This window comes from Gordonia otitidis, assembly GCF_020735545.1.
GTDB lineage: Bacteria > Actinomycetota > Actinomycetes > Mycobacteriales > Mycobacteriaceae > Gordonia > Gordonia otitidis.
Window position 1 is genome coordinate 2,410,724 of sequence record NZ_CP085974.1, and the last position, 18,600, is coordinate 2,429,323.

Here is an 18,600-nt window from a genome sequence, read left to right on the forward strand (position 1 = left end):
GGACGCTGGGAAAACGGACGGCCGAGACGAGATCGTGACGAGTCCGAGTTCCGACTGCAGCCCGGCGGTCCCTGTAACTCGTGTGACTAGAGTGAAAAATGGGACTATGAAGTATTGCTTGCGGTGGGTGGCTCTTGTCGCCTGCGTCGTCCTCGCCAGTGCCGGTGGATTCGTGACCTGGCGGATGCTCTCCGGTGGCCCCGATACCGGCGCGGCGGCTGCCGTCAGGGAGTTCGCCAGCGCGTTGAGCAGGAAGGACGCCGCGGCTGCCGCCGAGTACACCACCGCGCCCGGGCAGGCTGCCGACGCTCTGACGCAGACCGTCACGGCTATGAACCCGGACTCGATAGACGTCAACGTGGACAAGCCGGAGGAGTACAGCGACGGCACGGCGTCGTTCAACCTCAGGACCACCTGGCGGTGGGACAAGGACCGTTCGTACGAGTCGGCGACGTCGGGCACCGCGCGGCACCTGAGTTCGGGGTGGAAGGTCACCTGGGATCCCACGGTCATAGCCCAGGGACTCCCGGTCGGCGGCAATCTTCGCGAGATCCGCACCGATGCGACGCCCGCTCCGACCGTGAACAGTGTGTCCGGCAAACCGTTCATGATCCTCCAGCCGGTCAACGAGATCGTTCTCGATCCCTCGAAGACCCGCGACGTGGCGGGTTCGGTGCGTGCACTGTCGCGCACACTCGCGCCCATCGCGCCGCTGATCACGCCGGAGGTGATCAACGCCAAGCTCGCCGCCACCCCGAACAAACCGATCGTCGCGGTGACACTGCGCGACTCGGACATGGGTGTGATGAACAGCAGCCCCGCTGCGATTCCCGGCGTCTCGATCAACAAGACGGACATGTTGGTGATGGCGGACCGTCGTCTCTCGTCGCCGCTCGAGCCTGCGTTGACCAACTACTGGCAGGCCATTCGCGACGCCACTGCCGGGTGGCAGGTCCAGATGGTCGGCCCCGGCCTCAAGCCACGCAAACTCGCCGGTGAGCAGGGCCCTCCTGGTCCCGACGTCGCGACGTCGATCAATCAGCAGGTGCAACTGACCCTCGGCGACGCGGCCGTCGAGGTCGGCCAGCCCGCGACCATCATGGCCCTCGACGCACAGAGCGGGGCGATTCTCGGCCTCGCACAGAACGACTACGCGGTCGAGCGCAAGAACAGTGTCGACCAGGCGTACCCGGTCGGAGCGACACTCGATCCGGTTTTCGCTGCCGTCGACAAGGGCACATCGTCGAACAAGCAGTCGTCGAACAAGCAGTCGTCGGACACCGCACTCGACAGGCTCGGACTCGGGGTCGGGTTCACCGTCCCCGGCGCTTCCACGCCGACGACGCCGCAGTCGGGTGTGGCGACCATCGACTATCGGCCGCAGTCGGCGACCGCGTCGATGCTGAACATGGCCGCGCTCGGAGTGTCGATGGCTCGGGCGCAGGCAGGTACCGGCAGTTCGGTGGCGCCCACGGTCATCAAGGGCGCGGCGACAAAGGTCGACGGTGGTGCACTCGGCGCGATCGACAAGTCGGTGAGCAGTCCGATCCTGTCGGCCATGACGGCGACCGCCAAGACCGGTGACGCCAGCGATCTGACGCAAGCACCCGGCCTCAAAGCGCTGGTCGGGACAAACGGTCCGCAGGGTCCGGGATGGTTCGTCGGAATTCAGGGCGGCAAGGTGATCGTGATCTACACCGAAGGTGAGAAGTCGGGCACCGCCGCCCTACAGGTCGCTCAGAAGTACTTCCGCATCGCGTAACCGGCGATCGCACGCCAGCCGAGCATGAACAGGCCGAGCGCGATGGTCGCCACGATGATGAAGCTCAGCGCGACACCCTGGTGGAGCAGATACCGCAGCACCATCCCGATCGCCACGGTGCACACCCAGATGACAAGACCGGCGGGCACGACGCGGGCCGGTCGGAAGTCGCTGCCGAACCACTCGCTGGAACCGACGTGGGAGTAGACGTAGGCGATCGACCATCCCGCGGCGGCACCGACGAGGAACGGCCACAAGGTCTGCAGCACGCCGAGGAGCGCGAAACCGTCGTGGTGGTTGGCCCGGCCGATCAGCACGAACACGACCACTGCGACGATGTCGCAGAGCGCTGCCGCGGCGAGGGGGAACGTCGCCGTGGATCGACCGCTGGTCGCACCGGTCACGTCAGACTTCGACATGGGTATCCACGGTAGCGCGGTCGTCGGCCGACGTGGTCGCTCGGGTGCTGTTGTTAAGGCCGTGATCCTGTCGAGCCGTCTGTCTCGGGTGGGTCGGCGTCAGGGTTGAAATCTCCGGACGCTATGTCGCGATCGATCTCCTCGCCGATCGAATCGTCGGGACGAATCCGCGATCGGAACAGGAAGAAGACGACGACCCAGCCGATCGCGGCGATCAGGACATAGCTGATGATGCGGTAGACGAGCACAGCGGTGAGCGCGTCGGCGGCGGGCATTCCCGCGCTGGTCAGCGCTGGGACGAGCACTGCGTCGACCACTCCGATGCCACCGGGAAGCAGCGGGATGGCGGTGCCGACCGCCTTGCCCGCGGCGTAGGCGACCATGAGGCCCGCGATGCTCGGGTGTGCCCCCACGGCCCAGCACGCGAACATCAGGCAGGCGACGTCGGCGATCCAGTTGAACAGACTCCACGTGAACGCCACCGACGTGTCGCGGCGGGTGAGTTGCACCGCGCGCAACTGTTCGAGCGTCTCGAGCAGCCGGGCAATTCCGTGATCCGACGGTTTGCCACGGATCTGGTTGATCCAGCCGAGCACCCGCTCGCCGGTGGACTGCAACGACTCCGGGTGGCTGGCCAGGTATTGCAGCACCACTGCGACCGCGACGAACCCGACCGCTGAGAAGAACACCGAGAACGGACTGGTCTTCGCACCCGCGAGCAGTGCGCCGCCGAATCCCAGGACGGCGAGCCCGACGCCCGCGAGCAGCCCCGACATGACCACCTGCCACGAGGCGACGACAGGGGATGCGCCCCACTTTCGCGTCTCCCGGTAGGTGAAGGCGGGCGCGAGAACCTGACCACCCGGCAGCGTCTGGCTCACCGAATTCGCGGCGAGGACCACCGACAACGACTTCCACTCCGCGACCCGGACTCCGGCCGAGCGCAGCAGCGCCCGCTGTACCTGCGCGAAACTGTCCATCGACAGCAGTGCCGCGACGACACAGGCGGAAAGCCACACCCAGTCGAGGTCGCCGATGCGGTGCGCGGCCTCTTCGAGTTTCGGCCAGATGAGGACGATCTCGACCGCGAGGATGATCACCACGATCACCGTGAGGAGCCACCGCACCCACCAGAAGCGGGAGCGCGTGGCGGTACCGTGGACCGCCGGTGTATCCGACGTCATACGGCCAAGCGTAACGACCGCTAGTGTGACTTCCGTGGACCCTGCTGCCTCGTCGACCGCCGGATATCCCGAAGACGCCGGCGCGAGGGCATCGAATCGGCCGTTGGCCGAGGTCGACCGGTCCAAGGTGCACCCCTTCGTCCGTGCCACCGCGGAGTGGACGTGGCGGATCGTGCTCATCCTGTTCGGTTGCTATCTGCTGGTCAGGATCTTCCTCGAGTTCGAGCAGGTGTTTGTCCCCGTCGCACTCGCGATCCTGGTGTCGGCGTTCCTCGTCCCCGGAGTCGACTGGCTCGACCGGCGGCGCGTACCCCGATCGCTCGCTGTCGTCATCATGCTTCTCCTCGCGCTCGGTGTGGTCGCCACCGTGCTGACGTTCGTCGGGCGCGCGTTCGTCCACGGTTTCCCCGCCCTCACCGCCGAGATCACCGAGACCATCGACCGCACCCGACAATGGCTCGTCGACGGTCCGCTCGGTGTCGACGAATCGCAGGTGCGCAACTTCGGGTCGAACATCATCTCGTTGATGGAGCACAACCAGGCCAAACTGGCAGGTGGTGCTCTCGCCACTGCCACAACGGCGACCGAACTGGTCACGGGAGCGCTACTGACGCTCTTCCTGGCCATCTTCTTCCTCTACGGAGGCGGCCAGATCTGGGAGTTCTGCTGCAGATTGGTGCCGCGTGGTACGCGCGGACGTGTGGCCGCGGCGGGTGTGGCGGGGTTCGGCACACTCGTCGGATATGTCCGGGCGACCGTCATCGTCGCACTCGTCGATGCGGTGTGCATCGGTATCGGCCTCGCCATCCTGCGTGTACCTCTCGCACTGCCGTTGGCGACGGTGATCTTCCTGTTCTCCTTCATCCCGATCGTCGGGGCGCTGATCAGCGGCTCACTCGCCGTGGTGATCGCGCTGGTCACCCAGGGGTGGCTGACCGCGGTCATCGTGCTCGCCATCCTCATCGGCGTGATGCAACTCGAAGGCCATGTGCTGCAACCGTTCCTGCTCGGCCGGTCGGTCCGGCTGCATCCGGTCGCGGTGATCCTCGCGATCGCCGCGGGCATCGTCGCCGCGGGCATCGTCGGCGGACTGTTCGCGGTGCCGGTGATCGCCTTCGCCAATACCGCTGTCCGGTACCTGGCCGGGCATCGGGATCTCGCCGTGAGCGAGGGCGACGGCTCCTTCCACTACGCACAGCCCGACGATCCTCACTGGGACACGAAGAGTATCGACGACGCCACGGCGTCGGCCGGGTTGTCCGTCGAGGAGGCCGTCGGGGTGTCGCCCGCCGACGCCGAAGCCGACATCGAGCGCGGGCTCGACGGAAGCGCGCGCCGACCGCGGCGGAGTGCGCCCGAGCATGACGCCGACGGGGACGACGGTTCGGCCGCGCGGGACGCGGACGATCGGAAGCGCACCGGAGACGAGAAGAACACGGGCGGAACGGACGCCGACGAATCGTCATGAGAAGTGATCCGGTCGCCCCGCTGTGGCGTGGTGCTCAGGTGTTACGGCTGTTGTCGTACCTCTACGCGCTGGGATTCCGGATAGCCATCGACGACGACCTGCTGCATCCAGGGGTCGCGTGGTTTCTCTTCGGCATCCTCACGGTGTGGACGCTGGCCTGCGGCGTCGCCTATTACGTCGGTGTCGGGCGCAACTGGTACTGGGTGGGTGCCGAGATCGTGATCGCCTGCGGCATGATGCTGTCGACGTCGTACGTCGCGACCGAATCGTGGGCGTTGAACAACCAGACCTGGCCGACGACCCTGTGGGCGACCAACGCGGTGATCTCGGCAGCCATCCTCGGCGGACCCGTCGTCGGAGTGGTCGCGGGCGTGGGGGTCGGCGGCACGAGCGCATTCGTCAAGGGCTGGCTCGACCTCAATTTCGGCCGCAACGCCACGATCATCGTGATGGTGACCTCGGGTCTCGCCGTGGGACTGGCCGCGGTCAGCGCGCGTCGCGCACAGGCCCAGCTGGCTGCGGCGGCGCGCGCCGCTGCGGTTGCAGCCGAACGTGAGCGGCTGTCCCGGGAAGTGCACGACGGTGTGCTGCAGGTACTCTCGTTCATCTCCAAACGCGGCCGCGAAATCGGCGGTCCGACGGCGCAGCTCGCCGACCTCGCAGCCACCCAGGAGACTGCGCTGCGTCGACTCATCGCCGACGTCGACGTCGACACCGGATCGGAATGTGGGACTGCCGATCTCGCGGCACTGCTCCGCGCCGCAGCGGGTGACGGTGTCGCGGTGAGCGCGCCCGCCGATCCTGTGATGATCGATGCGACGACGGCCCGCGAGATCAGTGCTGCGGTGATCAACGCGCTCGACAACGTCACCCACCACGCCGGGCCGGGCGCCCGCGCATTCGTACTCCTCGAGGACCTCGATGACACGGTGGTCGTCAGTGTCCGCGACGACGGCGTCGGAATAGCCGCGGGCAGACTCGAGGAGGCATGTCGTCAGGGCAGGATCGGCGTGGCCCGGTCCATCGTCGGGAGAATCGAATCCCTCGGTGGCACCGCCACACTCGACTCCGACGAGGGGATCGGCACAGAGTGGGAGATGACGGTTCCGGTGACGCGGCCAAAGGATGACAGGATGCACAGATGACCGAGACAGATGAGGTGGCATTGCGGGTCATGGTCGTCGACGATCACCCGATGTGGCGCGACGGCGTCGCACGTGACCTGGCCGACGCCGGGTTCGACATCGTGGCGACCGCTGATTCCGCGGGGGCCGCGGGACGTCGCGCCGGCGCGGTGCTCCCCGACGTCGTGCTGATGGACATGCAGCTACCCGACGGCAACGGCGCCGAGGCCACGGCGGCGGTCCTCGAGGTATCGCCGGAGACCCGGGTCTTGGTGCTGTCGGCATCCGACGAGCGGGATGACGTGCTCGACGCCGTGAAGGCCGGGGCGAGTGGCTACCTCGTCAAGAGTGCGTCGAAGGCAGAACTGATCGACGCGGTACGCGCGACGGCACAGGGTCAGGCGGTGTTCACACCGGGGCTCGCCGGACTCGTCCTCGGCGAGTTCCGGCGCATGTCAACGCAACCCGACCGTCCGGCAGCAGCGCCGGTGCTCACCGAACGCGAGACCGAGGTGTTGCGGTATGTCGCAAAAGGTATGAGCGCCAAGCAGATCGCGCGAAAACTGACGCTGAGCCATCGCACCGTCGAGAATCACGTGCAGTCGACGCTGCGCAAACTCCAACTCGGCAACCGAGTGGAACTCGCCCGGTACGCGATCGAGCACGGTATCGACGAGTGACGCCGGTGCGCCGCTGACGTCTTCACCGCGTCGGAACGGTTGACACCTATTCGCCGGAACGGCTGAACCTATTCGCCGGAACGGCTGAATCTATTCGCCGGAACGGCTGCGGCGCAACAACTCCTGCACGCTGATCTGTCGGTTCTCGCCCGGCGTCTCCTCGGCGCGTGCATGGCGATCGGCACGGCTCGACGAGTCGTCCGAGCGCTCACGCCGGGGAGATGTCCGCTCGTCGTGGGTCTCGCCGGGTGCTGGCCGCGCGCCTCGACGCGATGCCGCGACGTCGGGTGACAGACCCCTGTCCATCGGCGACGACGCGGTGCCCGGCACCTGCCGAGGCGCCGATCGCGCACCCTCGGGTGATAGCGATGCAGCGAGCGGTCGCTTGCCCGTCCGGTCCAGATCGGGACGTCGACCCAGCGGCGACTGACCTTCGACGCCGCGCCGCGGTGTCGGTTGCTGCTGAGCCGGGGGCTGCTGCGGTGTCGGCCGCTGTTGTGTCGGCTGCTGTTGTGGACGTCGCTGCGGAGTCTGCGGCCCCGAAGGCGCTGGACGCGGAGCAGCGCGCCGTGGGGCGTCTGGTGCCTCGGCAGCGGGCTTCTGAGCTGCGGGATTGTGAGCGGTCGGCTTCTGGGCGGGCCGCTTGACACGGATACCACCCTCGCCGAGTGCCCAGCGGCCGGTGTCGGGACGATCGGACTTGGCGCGCCGCGGCGTCGGGCGAGCGGTGCGTGCAGGTCGCTCGCGTACGGGTTCGATCTCGTCGAGGGTCTGGCCGGGGCGGTCATCGCGAAGCGCGCGCCGTCGATCCGACGGTGGTTGCGACGGCCCACTGCGTGCCATGGCTTCGCCGGACGCCGGGGCTGCCTGCGCATATGAGCGGGGCGAATCCGGTTGGGCCGCTTCGCGATCGGTGGTGCATCGCTGGGCTGATCCGGCGCGAATCGCACGGGTCGCCGCGCCCGCGGAGACCGTGGCCGCGGCCCGGGGTGCCGCAGGCATCGCGGTGGTCGGCACCTCTGAGATCAGCGTGCCGGCGCGCATGCCCCGTGTACCCGCGCCCACACCAGCGACTTTCGCGTCGGGCTCGTCGTCGAGAATGGTCTCGCCCAGACCGATCTTGCGCTGCAGCGTCTTCATCCACCTCGGCGCCCACCAGCAGTCGTCGCCGAGCAATTTCATCGTGGACGGTACGAGCAGCATGCGGATGATCGTGGCGTCGAGGATGAGTGCCGCGATCATGCCGTACGCGATGTACTTCATCATCACGATCTCCGACAAACCGAAGGCGCCGGTCACCACGATGAGGATCGCGGCGGCTGCCGTGATGATCCGTCCCGTATGTGCCGTACCGACGCGCACCGCCTCGGTGGTGCTCGCGCCCTTCTGTCTCGCTTCGACCATGCGGGACAACAGGAATATCTCGTAGTCCGTCGACAGACCGAACACGATCGCGATGATGAGCACCAGTACCGCCGCGAACAACGGCCCGGGGGTGAAGTTCGCGATCGATGCGCCGTGTCCGTCGACGAAGATCCACGTCAGGATGCCCAACGTGGCGCCGAGACCGAGCGCCGACATCAACGCCGCCTTGATGGGCAGCACCAGCGACCCGAACGCGAGGAACATCAGGAGCCCGGTCACGAGCACCAACAGGATCGCCATGAGCGGCAGTCGGGTCAGGAGTGCGTCGATCGAGTCCTGAACCAGCGCCGGGGTGCCCGCCACCCACATCTGGATGCCTGCGGGCTTCTGCATCGCGCGGAGATCCTTGACCGCCTCACCCGCGGTGTCGCGGTTGACGAGGCCCGCCGACATCTGGATGACCTGTGGACCGTTGAAACCGTAGGTGCCGGTCAGTGCGCCGTTGTCGGCCGACGGGCTGAATTGTTTGGTGAACCCGGGGATCTTGTTGGCTTCGTCGGCGATCTGCTGGATCTTGGCGCCGCTGTCGGGATCGTTGACGTCGTAGGAGATGACGAGCTTGACCTCTTCGGTGCGCTCCTTGGGAAACGCCTTGTCGAAGTCCTCCTGAGCGACGCGGCTCGGATTGTCCGGCGGCAGATAGGCCTCGCTGATGCCGCCGAACTTGATGCCGCCGATGGGGATGGTCAGCACCAACAGGATCAGGACCGTGGGCACAGCGGTGGCCACGGGGTGTCGCATGACCCAGCCGGACAGGCGGCCCCAGAACCCGTTCTCGATCTCCGCCTTGGTTTTGGTGCGTCGCAGGAAGGGCAGGCCGAAGGCGTCGATCTTCGGGCCGAGGATGGCCAGGATGGCGGGTAGCACGGTGATCGAGAGGATCGCCGCCAGCGACACCGAGAAGATGGCGCCGTAGGCGACGGACTTCAAGAAGCCCTGGGGCATCATCAGCAGACACGCGATGGCCGCGACGATGATCGTCGCCGAGAAGACGACGGTCTGGCCCGCGGTCATCACGGTTCTTCGGACCGCGGCCTTGGTGGTGTACCCCTCGGCGAGCTCTTCTCTGAATCTGCTGACGATGAACAGGCCGTAGTCGATCGCGATGCCGAGGCCGATCAGTGTGACCACCGACTGCGCGAAGATGTTCAGTTCGGTCAGCTGGGCGATGATCGTCATGATGCCCAGCGAGCCCGCGATCGTCAGACCGCCGATGAACACCGGGAGACAGGCGGCGATCACGCCACCGAAGATGAAGAACAGCATGACCGCCACGAGCGGTAGTGCGATCACCTCGGCCCGACGGATGTCCTCGTCCATGCCGCTGGCCATGGCACCGGCGACCGGTTGGAGCCCGGCGAGCTGGAACCTCGTCCCCTCGAGCCCGTATTTACCCGGATCGTCGACGACGCCCGTCAGGAACGGCTCGATTTTCTGATAGTTCGCGAGCACCGCGGTGTCGTCGTTACCCGCGACGCCGATGCTGATGAAGGCCTGTTTCTTGTCGGCGGTGAAGGTTCGCGACCGGATGGTGTCCTGCGCGGCCCTCTGCGCGACCGTGTTGTCCTTCAGATAGAAGGGGTCGATGATCTCCTGATTGTTCCGTAGTGCCTGTTCGTAGGCCTCCTGGTTGGTCGAATCCGGAGCCTGCGCCGATCGCTGCACCACGGACGGGTACTTCTGCAGCAACTCGTCGACGATGTTCTCCACCTTCGCGCCGAACTGCTTGTCGTCGACCGTGGTGCCCGCGGGCGGGGTGATGAGGAGGATGACATCGGAGCGGTGGTCGCGTCCGAAAGCGGTGTCGGCGACGACCGAGCCCTTCGACGACTCGGCGGTCGGGTCGAACCAACCGCTCTGGCTCAGGTGGTTGCCGAGACCGAGTCCGTAGAGTCCGAGGCCGCCCATGATGACGACCAACACCCCGATGACGGCAAAGCGCATCCGGTAGACGAATGTGCCGATGGCTCCGAACACGCCGACTCCTTTCGGAAAAGTCTCGCCGAGATTGTTTCAGTGGTGCCTGAGTGCTTGCTGAGGTTTGGACTGACAGGGGTTCGGGTGATTGCCGAGCGGTGCAGCTCGGATCATCCCGGGCCGTACCGGCCGGACCATCCCGGGCCGTACCGGCCGGACCATCCCGGGCCGTGCCGGCTGGATCATCCCGGGCCGTGCCGGCCGCGTCCTGTCAGCGCAGGAGCGCGCGCAGCGGCCGGAACGGGGTGAGCCACGCGCCGTCGTCGGGCAGTGAATCGAGTCCGATTCGCGGCAACGGCTCCCGGAAGACCCCGGGGATCTCCTCGAGGTCGGTGAACTCGAGCCCGTCGGTCGACAACGCCCAGTTCACGTGCTCGCGGAACCCGATGACCGTGACCGGCACGCCTTCGCCTGCGATCTCGACCAGCGGATCCCGGAACGCCTGACCGTCTGCGGACGCGACGATCAGCCCGGCTAACCCAACAGTGTGCCTGCGAAGCTCGATGTGGTCGAGCATGTCGGAGTCCACATCGCTGTCCTCGGACAGTTTGGGCTTGGCGAACACCGCGTATCCGACGTTGCGCAGTGCGTCGACCCATGGCCGTACGACATCGGCACTACCAGGGACGATGTTGGTGAAGACCGTCGCCTCCGGCTCGACCTGGACCGCGGTGTCCGAATCCCGGGGAGTGTCGCCGACATCACCGTCGCCGTCGTCCCCGTCATCTGCCCCGACCGACCGATCGTAGGCCGCGACCGTTGCCTGTGCAGAGATGTCGGCGGTCCGCTGGAGCAGCCATCGGCCGAGGGCGTCGAACCGCGGTCGATGCGCGGCGGTGGGCCGGCCGCCGAGGATGGCCCCGAGCCCCATGTCCATGTTGGGTGCGTCCCAGACCAGCAGCACGCGTTGCGCTCCGCTCTGGCCAGAGATCGTGTCGGCGAAACGCGTGCCCGAGCCGTCGTTGTCGGTCATGATCGGTCGCCTTCTGTCGCGGTGTCTGACTTCTCGTGCGGTCGGACCTTCTCGTCCGGTCGGATGTAGACGAACTCGTTGACCTCGCGGCCCTCGCGCTCGGCGCGGCCCTCGAACTTGGTGGTGGGCCGTTCGAGGGAGACAGGGGCCGCGGACGTGGCGGGCACGACGTGGACCCGGTCGGGGTTCTGGGTGGCCAACAACTCGGCGATCCACTCGGCATAGCCCAGGTGGTCGGTGGCGATGTGGAGCACACCACCCGGTCGAAGGCGGTCCGCCATGAGTTCGATCGTGCCCCGTTGGACGAAACGACGCTTGTGATGCCGCGATTTCGGCCAGGGGTCGGGAAAGAACAGCCGGATCGCGGTGAGCGACCCCGACGGGATGAGCTCGCGCAACACCACCACGCCGTCACCGCGGATCATCCGGACGTTGGTCAGCTCGTTGCGATCGACGAGGCCGACGAGCTGGGCGAGTCCCGGCTTGTAGACCTCGACGGCGACGACGTCGACGTCGGGTTCGTCTGCGGCCATCGCAGCGGTCGAGATGCCGGTTCCGCTGCCGATCTCGAGGACGCGCGGTGCCTCGCGCCCGAACAGTGCGTCGAAGTCGATGGGGGGTTCGGGTGTCTGTGCCGGGTCGGTGGCAAGGTCACGACCGAGGACGGGCCACAACGTGTCCCAGTTGCGCTGCTGGCCTGGCGTCAGCGTGCCGCGGCGGAAACGGAAGCTGGTCACGCGGGGATACAGGCGTGACGAGTCGCCTCCGGCGTCCGCCGATCCGGGGGAGGTGTTCACCGGTCCATGGTGGCCCATCTGGTCTGGTGCGCATACTCCGACACCCGCTTGTGGAATCTACTGCGCCGCCTCGCCCATCTGCGACTACCCTTCCACCAGGGAAGATCGACCGGTCAGGAGCGGGGGTGAGAGGTGTGATCGATCCGTCGGGTCCGCTCGCACACACACTGGCGTCCGGGTCGATCGGAGACCTCATCGCGCCTGATTCGCCCGCTTTCACCGCGCTCGATTCCGCGGCCCGACGCTACGTGCGGCCCTGGTCGGTCGCGGTGGTCGGTCGACGGGGCGTCGGCCGCGACACCATGGCCCGGGCGCTGCACGAACGCTGGGGCCTCCCGGCGGTCGTCGCCGACGAACCGGACACGGCTGCCGGGGTCGACCTTCACCTGCATCTGCTCGCCGGGGCCCCGAGGCTCGCCGACCGACGGATCCTCGACGCCGCGCCGCCCGGCCGTACCGTCGTCGTCATCGGGAAGGTCGACACCCTCGCACCGGCCGCCGTCGAGCGCGCACGCGCGGCGGCCGAGTCGCTCGGACAGCCCGTCGTCGCGGTCTCGCAGCTGCTGGCGTGCGCCGACATGTCCGACGCCGAGCTCGGCTTCCTGCGCAGGCTCGTCGCCGGCGGCGAGGCGATGCCGTCGATGTCGGGTCACTTCCTCGCGGGCGCGGCGCCGCAGTCGCCGGCGTGGCAGATGCGGACCGAGCTGCTCAAGCGGCTCGACGCCACCGGTATCGACATCGCGATGGGACTGCTGCGGACCGCCGATCCCGGCGCAGCCGACGCGACGACACTCACCGATCGCCTCCACGCAGCCAGCGGATTCGACGTTCTCGGCGACGCGCTGCGCTCGTGCAGCGCTGCGATCACAGCGTTCCGGGACGCTCAGGTGCGCGCGGTCATGGAGGTGACCGCGGCGGCAGGTGACGCCCGCGACGTCGTCGAGATGCTCCTGCGTACGGCAGGGGTGTGACGTGCGGTCAGGGTCTTCGGTGTCCCCGGTATCTTCGGTGTCCCCAGGGTCTTCGGGGGCCGACGTCACCGGCACGCAGGCGCAACGTCGGGCCGCGACGCCCGCCCGCGTTGTCGTGGCGGCGGCGCAGGGCGTCGACATCGATGAACTGCTCGAGGCGTGCCGGGTGATCGCCTCGTCGCACGGGGGTCGTGCACTCGAGTTCGTGGCATTCGAGCCGGGTCGTGTTCTCGTCGGCGCACATGCCGCGGTTCTGGTCATCGATCCGGCGTGCGCGGTCGTCGACGACGACGAGCTCACCGCGCTGCGCGAGCTGACCGGCGCGGTCGATCACGTCGGAATCGTATGTGGACGTATCGAGTCGTTCTGGGACTGGCCACGCATCGTGCGTGGTTACCGCAGTGAGCTCGATCCCGGTGAGCGGTTGCCGGTGTTCGCGGTGTCTGCCGCGGCCGCGCTGGCGGGCGCGGTCGACGATTCGGGCGTCGTCGACCTGCTCGACTGGTGCGCATCTCCCTCCGAGCCCTCCGAACTGTCCGGGCCCCACGAGGGCCTACGGCAGGCGTGCGCGGAGGTCGGCCGGACCACGATCCAGGGCACAGGCGCATCGACGGATGCGCAGGCCGACGCGCTGGTGTCCCGTCGTACACGGCTGCTGGCGGTCCGGGACAGGGGACGATCCGACCGGCTCGCGTCCCTCCGCGCGGGAATCGCACACGTCCGCGCCCAGAGCAGCGCCGACATCGCGACTCGGGTACGGGTGCTCGCCACGCTCTTCGACCAGCGCGGTACCGCGATGACACGCACCGACGTCGAGGCACACGCCGCCTGGCTCGACCGCGAGATCGGCGGACTCGTCGCCGACCTCGACGCCGTGACCCGGGAACGACTCGACGCCGTGGCCTCCTCGACGCTCGTCGGACTCGACGCCGACGATCCGCCGGCACACCGCGACGACGAGCCGATTCTCGCGCGCCGTGAGCTGCCCTCGGGCAGACGCGCCGGCGAGGACGCGATGGTCCTGTTGCTCGGGGCGTCGACGGGCATCGGCATCGGACGTCTCCTCGTGGCACCCCTGTCGTCGGTGCACACGTTGCAGTGGATCGCCATGCCGGCGGCATTGCTGATCGGAGTCGCGGTGGCGATCTGGGTGATCCGGATGCGGCGCGGGGCCACCCTCCGCACACAACTGCGAACGTGGGTGAACGACGTACTCGCCGACGTCCGTGCCCGCACCGAACGGCGCGTGGCGATGCAGCTCACCGAGGCCGAATCACGGATCGGCGGCCAGGTGATGCGTGCCTACGACCGGCAGACTCGTCGAATCGCATACGAGGTCGCCGACATCGATCAACGGCGTAGGGACCTGTACCGAGCGGGTAGGGAAGTGAGTGGACAGTGAACATCGACTCGTTCGGCCTCGGTGACGGCCACGACGACTGGACCGACGGACACGAGGTGGGTGCCGACGTCGACTCTCCGGCCGACAACCTGCTGATGCACGACGACGGTCGGATCTGGGATCTCGGACCCGCCGACATCGACACCGACGCGGACGGCGTCGCCGACTCGCTCACCCGCAGCGGCCCGGAAGGGCTGACGGTCTACACCGACAGCGATCGGGATGGGCAGATCGACCGGATCACACAGGTGGGTTCCGACGGCTCGTTCGCGTCGCGATCACTCGATCACGAGAGCGGCACCTGGGTGGCCACCGACTCCGGCCGACTGGACTGAGTCGCACCGGCAAGGGGAGAAAGTCCTGGTGACGGTGGGTTGCATGTCATCGGAAAACCGACAGGGCCCACCTTGCAGCCCCTCCTGACGTGTGCGAATGTGGCCTATACCGCATCTCGTAACCCCAGGCCCTAGCGCACGCTCGGTCCCAGTATCCTGGGGAGAAGCAACCCACACAGGGCGGCCAATGCGGGTCGCCACCTCGGAGGAGGAAATCATGACCGCCGCCACGATTCCGGGCCTGGAACCCGGCACCGCTCCGACCACACACGAAGCGCTGTTGGCATGGGTGGCCGAGGTCGCCGAACTCACCCAGCCCGACCGTGTCGTCTGGTCCGACGGCAGTGACGAGGAATGGGATCGCCTCACCGCCGAACTCGTCGAGTCCGGAACCCTCGTCAAACTGAACGAGGACCGCAAGCCCAATTCCTACCTCGCCAAGTCCGACCCCGCCGACGTCGCCCGTGTCGAGTCGCGCACCTTCATCTGCTCCGAGAAGGAAGAGGACGCGGGTCCGACGAACAACTGGGTTGCTCCCGACGAGATGCGTGCGACCCTGACCCCGCTCTTCCGCGGCAGCATGCGCGGTCGCACCATGTACGTGATCCCGTTCTGTATGGGCCCGCTCGGCTCGGACGATCCCAAGCTCGGCGTCGAGATCACCGACTCCGCCTACGTCGTCCTGTCGATGAAGATCATGACGCGCGTCGGTCCCGAGGTGCTTCGACTGCTCGGCGACGACGGCTTCTTCGTCAAGGGTCTGCACTCGGTCGGTGCACCGCTCGAGCCGGGCCAGGCAGACGTGCCGTGGCCCTGCAGCCCCGACAAGTACATCACCCACTTCCCCGAGACCCGCGAGATCTGGTCCTACGGGTCGGGCTACGGCGGCAATGCGCTGCTCGGCAAGAAGTGCTACGCGCTGCGTATCGCGTCGGTCATCGCCCGTGACGAGGGCTGGATGGCCGAGCACATGCTCATCCTCAAGCTGACCAGCCCGGAGAACAAGGTCTACTTCGTGGCCGCGGCGTTCCCGAGCGCTTGCGGCAAGACCAACCTCGCGATGATCCAGCCGACCATTCCCGGCTGGAAGGCCGAGACCGTCGGCGACGACATCGCCTGGATGCGGTTCGGCGAGGACGGCCGCCTTTACGCCATCAACCCGGAGTTCGGCTTCTTCGGCGTGGCACCGGGCACCAGCATGGACTCCAACCCGAATGCGATGAAGACCATCGACGCGGGCAACACGCTCTACACCAACGTCGCAGAGACCGACGACGGTGACATCTGGTGGGAGGGTATCGGCGGCGAGAAGCCCGCGCACCTGACCGACTGGCTCGGCAACGACTGGACGCCCGACTCCGATCAGCCTGCAGCCCATCCGAATTCGCGCTACTGCACCCCGATCTCACAGTGCCCGTCGCTGGCTTCCGAGTGGGACGACCCGCAGGGTGTGCCGATCTCGGCGATCCTGTTCGGCGGACGCCGCAAGACGACTGTCCCGCTGGTGACCGAGGCCCGTGACTGGCAGAACGGCGTCTTCATGGGCGCGACGGTCGGCTCGGAGCAGACCGCGGCAGCAGAGGGCAAGGTCGGCACGGTGCGCCGCGACCCGATGGCCATGCTCCCGTTCATGGGTTACCACGTCGGCGACTACTTCCAGCACTGGATCAACCTGGGCAAGAACGCCGACGCGTCGAAGCTGCCCAAGGTGTTCTACGTGAACTGGTTCCGTCGTGGCGACGACGGCCGCTTCCTGTGGCCGGGCTTCGGCGAGAACAGTCGCGTCCTGAAGTGGATCATCGGCCGTATCGAGGGTGAGAACGAGGGTGTGCAGACACCCGTCGGCATCGTCGCGAAGCCCGAGGAGATCGACGTCACCGGACTCGACGTGCCCACCGAGGATCTCGAGGCTGCGCTCGCCGTCGATCCGGAGGAGTGGCGTCGCGAGCTGCCGCTGATCGAGGAGCTGTTCGAGTTCGTCGGCGAGAAGCTCCCGACCAGCCTGCAGGACGAGCTCGACGCCCTCAAGCAGCGGTTGGGCTGACTTCACCTTCTGTCACTCCTGTAACTGAGGTATCGTTGCCCCCTATGAGTATCCGCTCGTGGGGGGCAACGATCGTCTCTGTGCTCCTAGGTGTTTCGGCGTTCCTCGGCGCATCCGTCTATTCCGGGGTGACCGCCGGTGTCGCGAGGTCGGCGACGCCGATCATCGCGCGCTACACCGACACCGCCTTCATCAACGGGGTGCCCACCTTCGGGGCGATCTCCGGGATCGACCGGATCGGCGCCAATCGCTTCGCGATGATCTCGACCGACGTGGGCCGCGCCGGGCCCGCGCGGTTCTACACGAGCCAGTTCAACTACACGTCCGGCGTCGCCGGATTCACGTCGAACCCGGGAATCGACGGCGGCGGAGTGCTGCTCGGACCGGGCAATATCCCGCCGCTTCCGGGAGCCGCGCAGTACGAGGGCATCCGCGCGACCAGTGGCGGCTATGTCGTCGTCAGCGGCGGTGACCACCAGTTCGTGCGTCTGCAGAGCGCGGGGCCGGTCGGCACCTACATCCGCGACCTCGGGCTTCCGTCGGCGTGGCGGCCGTCGAAGAAGTCGGGCCTTGCCGGGCAGCGCGGCCTCACCGGTGTCGCGGTCGGGCCGCGCGGACAGATCAGCGTGATCACGGCCGGCGGTCTGCGGCAGGACCCCGCCGCCTCGGCGCGGCTGCTGACGTTCGGCAAGACCAACTCCGAATTCGTGTACCGCACCGATCCGGGTAAGAGCGCCGCCGACGTCCTCGCGATCAACAACACCGACTACCTCGTGCTCGAGCGCGGTGCCGGACGCAACACTGCCATCTACTGGGCGACCACCCGCGGCGCCGACCAGGTGGGAGGCCGCGCATCCCTGTCGGGGGCGGAGAAAGCGATGCCCAAGCAGTCGATCTTCAACACCGACGGCACGCCCCGACTCTCGACCGGCAACATGGCAGCGATGGCATGGGGCAACTGGCAACCCGACCTGCCGTGGCAGAACTTCCGGACACGCTCCCTGTTCGTCGTGACGAACAACGCATTCGCGGGCGCGACCAAGGTGCACTCGTTCGAGGTCCAACTCCCGCGCTGATCAACGGATCTCAGGGGGTTCTGGGTGGATCTCCCGATGGCAATGCGCTGCAGTTTTTGGCACGGTTGAGCCATGACATCAGAGCAGGGCGCGAGCGCGGGCGCCGAGGATCTCATCAAAACCTACGGATCCGGTGACACGGAAGTCCACGCATTGCGCGGCGTCTCGCTGTCGTTCCGATCGGGTGAGTTCACCGCGATCATGGGGCCCTCGGGATCGGGCAAGTCGACGCTGATGCACTGCCTCGCAGGTCTCGACGTCGCAACGAGCGGCCGGGTCTACATCGGCGACACGGAACTGACCGGCCTCTCCGACAAGAAGATGACCCTGCTGCGGCGTGACCGCATCGGTTTCGTGTTCCAGTCGTTCAACCTGGTACCGACCCTGACAGCGGCCGAGAACATCACGCTGCCCTCCGACATCGCCGGCCGGAAGGTCGATCAGGAGTGGTACGACACCGTGATCGATCGGCTCGGTATCGCCGACCGGCTCGATCACCTTCCCAGTGAGCTGTCCGGTGGACAGCAGCAGCGTGTCGCATGTGCGCGTGCGCTGGTGGGAAGGCCTGCCATCATCTTCGGTGACGAACCGACCGGCAACCTCGATTCCCGATCGTCGGGTGAGGTGCTCTCCATTCTGCGTGCGGCGACCGACGAGTTCGGTCAGACCGTCGTGATCGTGACGCACGACCCGCGCGCCGCGTCGTATGCCGACCGTGTCGTCTTCCTCGCCGACGGCAAGATCGTCCGCGAACTTCCGCGCCCCTCGGCCGACGACGTCTTCGAGGTGATGAAGAACCTCGACACCGTGCCTGCCGAGAAGTCCGCGGAGGCCGAGACGGGCGATGCCACGCCCATATCAGGCCACAAGCATGAATCAGGTTCTGTGGCAGCAGAATCCGGAATCGGTAGGCACGCGCTGCAGACCGATCCGGGTGCCGAACCGTCGCAGGCGGGCTGAACC

Annotated in this window: 15 protein-coding genes; 10 read left to right on the forward strand and 5 right to left on the reverse strand. The window is 67.2% G+C overall.

Features of this window, described 5'->3' with window-relative positions; translation table 11 throughout:
• The first annotated feature begins 106 nt into the window (after positions 1-106).
• The gene (locus LK459_RS10915) at positions 107-1,762 is read left to right on the forward strand and encodes an NTF2-like N-terminal transpeptidase domain-containing protein (protein ID WP_227923339.1); all 1,656 of its coding nucleotides are present in this window, start codon (positions 107-109) and stop codon (positions 1,760-1,762) included.
• Here the strand turns inward: LK459_RS10915 and LK459_RS10920 are convergent.
• Both LK459_RS10920 and LK459_RS10925 read right to left on the reverse strand, forming a co-directional pair.
• Positions 1,738-2,181 carry a DUF3054 domain-containing protein gene (locus LK459_RS10920; RefSeq protein ID WP_007238423.1) on the reverse strand — a complete coding sequence of 148 codons (444 nt, stop codon included), beginning with the start codon at positions 2,179-2,181 and terminating at the stop codon, positions 1,738-1,740. The genes LK459_RS10915 and LK459_RS10920 overlap by 25 nt on opposite strands.
• 53 nt (positions 2,182-2,234) lie before the next feature.
• Complete coding sequence (locus LK459_RS10925; protein WP_007238424.1) at positions 2,235-3,365, reverse strand: lysylphosphatidylglycerol synthase transmembrane domain-containing protein; 1,131 nt, start codon at positions 3,363-3,365, stop codon at positions 2,235-2,237.
• A 103-nt stretch (positions 3,366-3,468) separates the two neighbouring features.
• Between LK459_RS10925 and LK459_RS10930 the strand changes: the two genes are divergently transcribed.
• Genes LK459_RS10930 through LK459_RS10940 form a run of 3 tightly spaced genes read left to right on the forward strand, consistent with a single transcriptional unit; the run spans position 3,469 to position 6,637 of the window.
• On the forward strand, positions 3,469-4,833 hold the full coding sequence (locus LK459_RS10930) for an AI-2E family transporter (protein ID WP_227923695.1): 1,365 nt from the start codon (positions 3,469-3,471) through the stop codon (positions 4,831-4,833).
• Positions 4,830-5,978 carry a MacS family sensor histidine kinase gene (gene macS / locus LK459_RS10935; RefSeq protein ID WP_227923340.1) on the forward strand — a complete coding sequence of 383 codons (1,149 nt, stop codon included), beginning with the start codon at positions 4,830-4,832 and terminating at the stop codon, positions 5,976-5,978. The genes LK459_RS10930 and macS overlap by 4 nt, the downstream gene beginning before the upstream one ends.
• Positions 5,975-6,637, forward strand: coding sequence for a response regulator (locus tag LK459_RS10940; protein WP_227923342.1), 663 nt, complete (start codon positions 5,975-5,977; stop codon positions 6,635-6,637). Before macS ends, LK459_RS10940 begins: the two co-directional genes overlap by 4 nt.
• Positions 6,638-6,727: 90 nt before the next feature.
• Here LK459_RS10940 and LK459_RS10945 read toward each other — a convergent pair whose 3' ends face one another.
• The 3 genes from LK459_RS10945 to trmB form a co-directional block, all read right to left on the reverse strand.
• On the reverse strand, positions 6,728-10,039 hold the full coding sequence (locus tag LK459_RS10945; protein WP_227923344.1) for an MMPL family transporter: 3,312 nt from the start codon (positions 10,037-10,039) through the stop codon (positions 6,728-6,730).
• Positions 10,040-10,250: 211 nt separating this feature from the next.
• A complete protein-coding gene (locus LK459_RS10950) occupies positions 10,251-11,012 on the reverse strand; it encodes an NYN domain-containing protein (RefSeq protein WP_227923346.1) in 762 nt (253 codons plus the stop codon).
• On the reverse strand, positions 11,009-11,827 hold the full coding sequence (gene trmB / locus LK459_RS10955) for a tRNA (guanosine(46)-N7)-methyltransferase TrmB (RefSeq protein WP_227923347.1): 819 nt from the start codon (positions 11,825-11,827) through the stop codon (positions 11,009-11,011). Before trmB ends, LK459_RS10950 begins: the two co-directional genes overlap by 4 nt.
• A 107-nt stretch (positions 11,828-11,934) precedes the next feature.
• On the opposite strand from trmB, the gene LK459_RS10960 reads away from it, so the two are divergent.
• From LK459_RS10960 to LK459_RS10985, 6 genes are all read left to right on the forward strand, one after another.
• On the forward strand, positions 11,935-12,780 hold the full coding sequence (locus LK459_RS10960; RefSeq protein ID WP_227923349.1) for a hypothetical protein: 846 nt from the start codon (positions 11,935-11,937) through the stop codon (positions 12,778-12,780).
• Between the two features lie 37 nt (positions 12,781-12,817).
• The gene (locus LK459_RS10965; protein ID WP_227923351.1) at positions 12,818-14,182 is read left to right on the forward strand and encodes a hypothetical protein; all 1,365 of its coding nucleotides are present in this window, start codon (positions 12,818-12,820) and stop codon (positions 14,180-14,182) included.
• On the forward strand, positions 14,179-14,517 hold the full coding sequence (locus LK459_RS10970) for a DUF6802 family protein (protein ID WP_007238433.1): 339 nt from the start codon (positions 14,179-14,181) through the stop codon (positions 14,515-14,517). Before LK459_RS10965 ends, LK459_RS10970 begins: the two co-directional genes overlap by 4 nt.
• A gap of 217 nt (positions 14,518-14,734) precedes the next feature.
• Positions 14,735-16,561 carry a phosphoenolpyruvate carboxykinase (GTP) gene (locus LK459_RS10975; protein ID WP_007238434.1) on the forward strand — a complete coding sequence of 609 codons (1,827 nt, stop codon included), beginning with the start codon at positions 14,735-14,737 and terminating at the stop codon, positions 16,559-16,561.
• Between the two features lie 44 nt (positions 16,562-16,605).
• Positions 16,606-17,637 (forward strand): esterase-like activity of phytase family protein, encoded by a 1,032-nt coding sequence (locus tag LK459_RS10980; protein WP_227923352.1) that lies wholly within the window; start codon positions 16,606-16,608, stop codon positions 17,635-17,637.
• Between the two features lie 72 nt (positions 17,638-17,709).
• Entirely contained in the window at positions 17,710-18,597 is an 888-nt protein-coding gene (locus LK459_RS10985) for an ABC transporter ATP-binding protein (protein ID WP_007238436.1), read from the forward strand.
• The last annotated feature ends 3 nt before the right edge of the window (positions 18,598-18,600 follow it).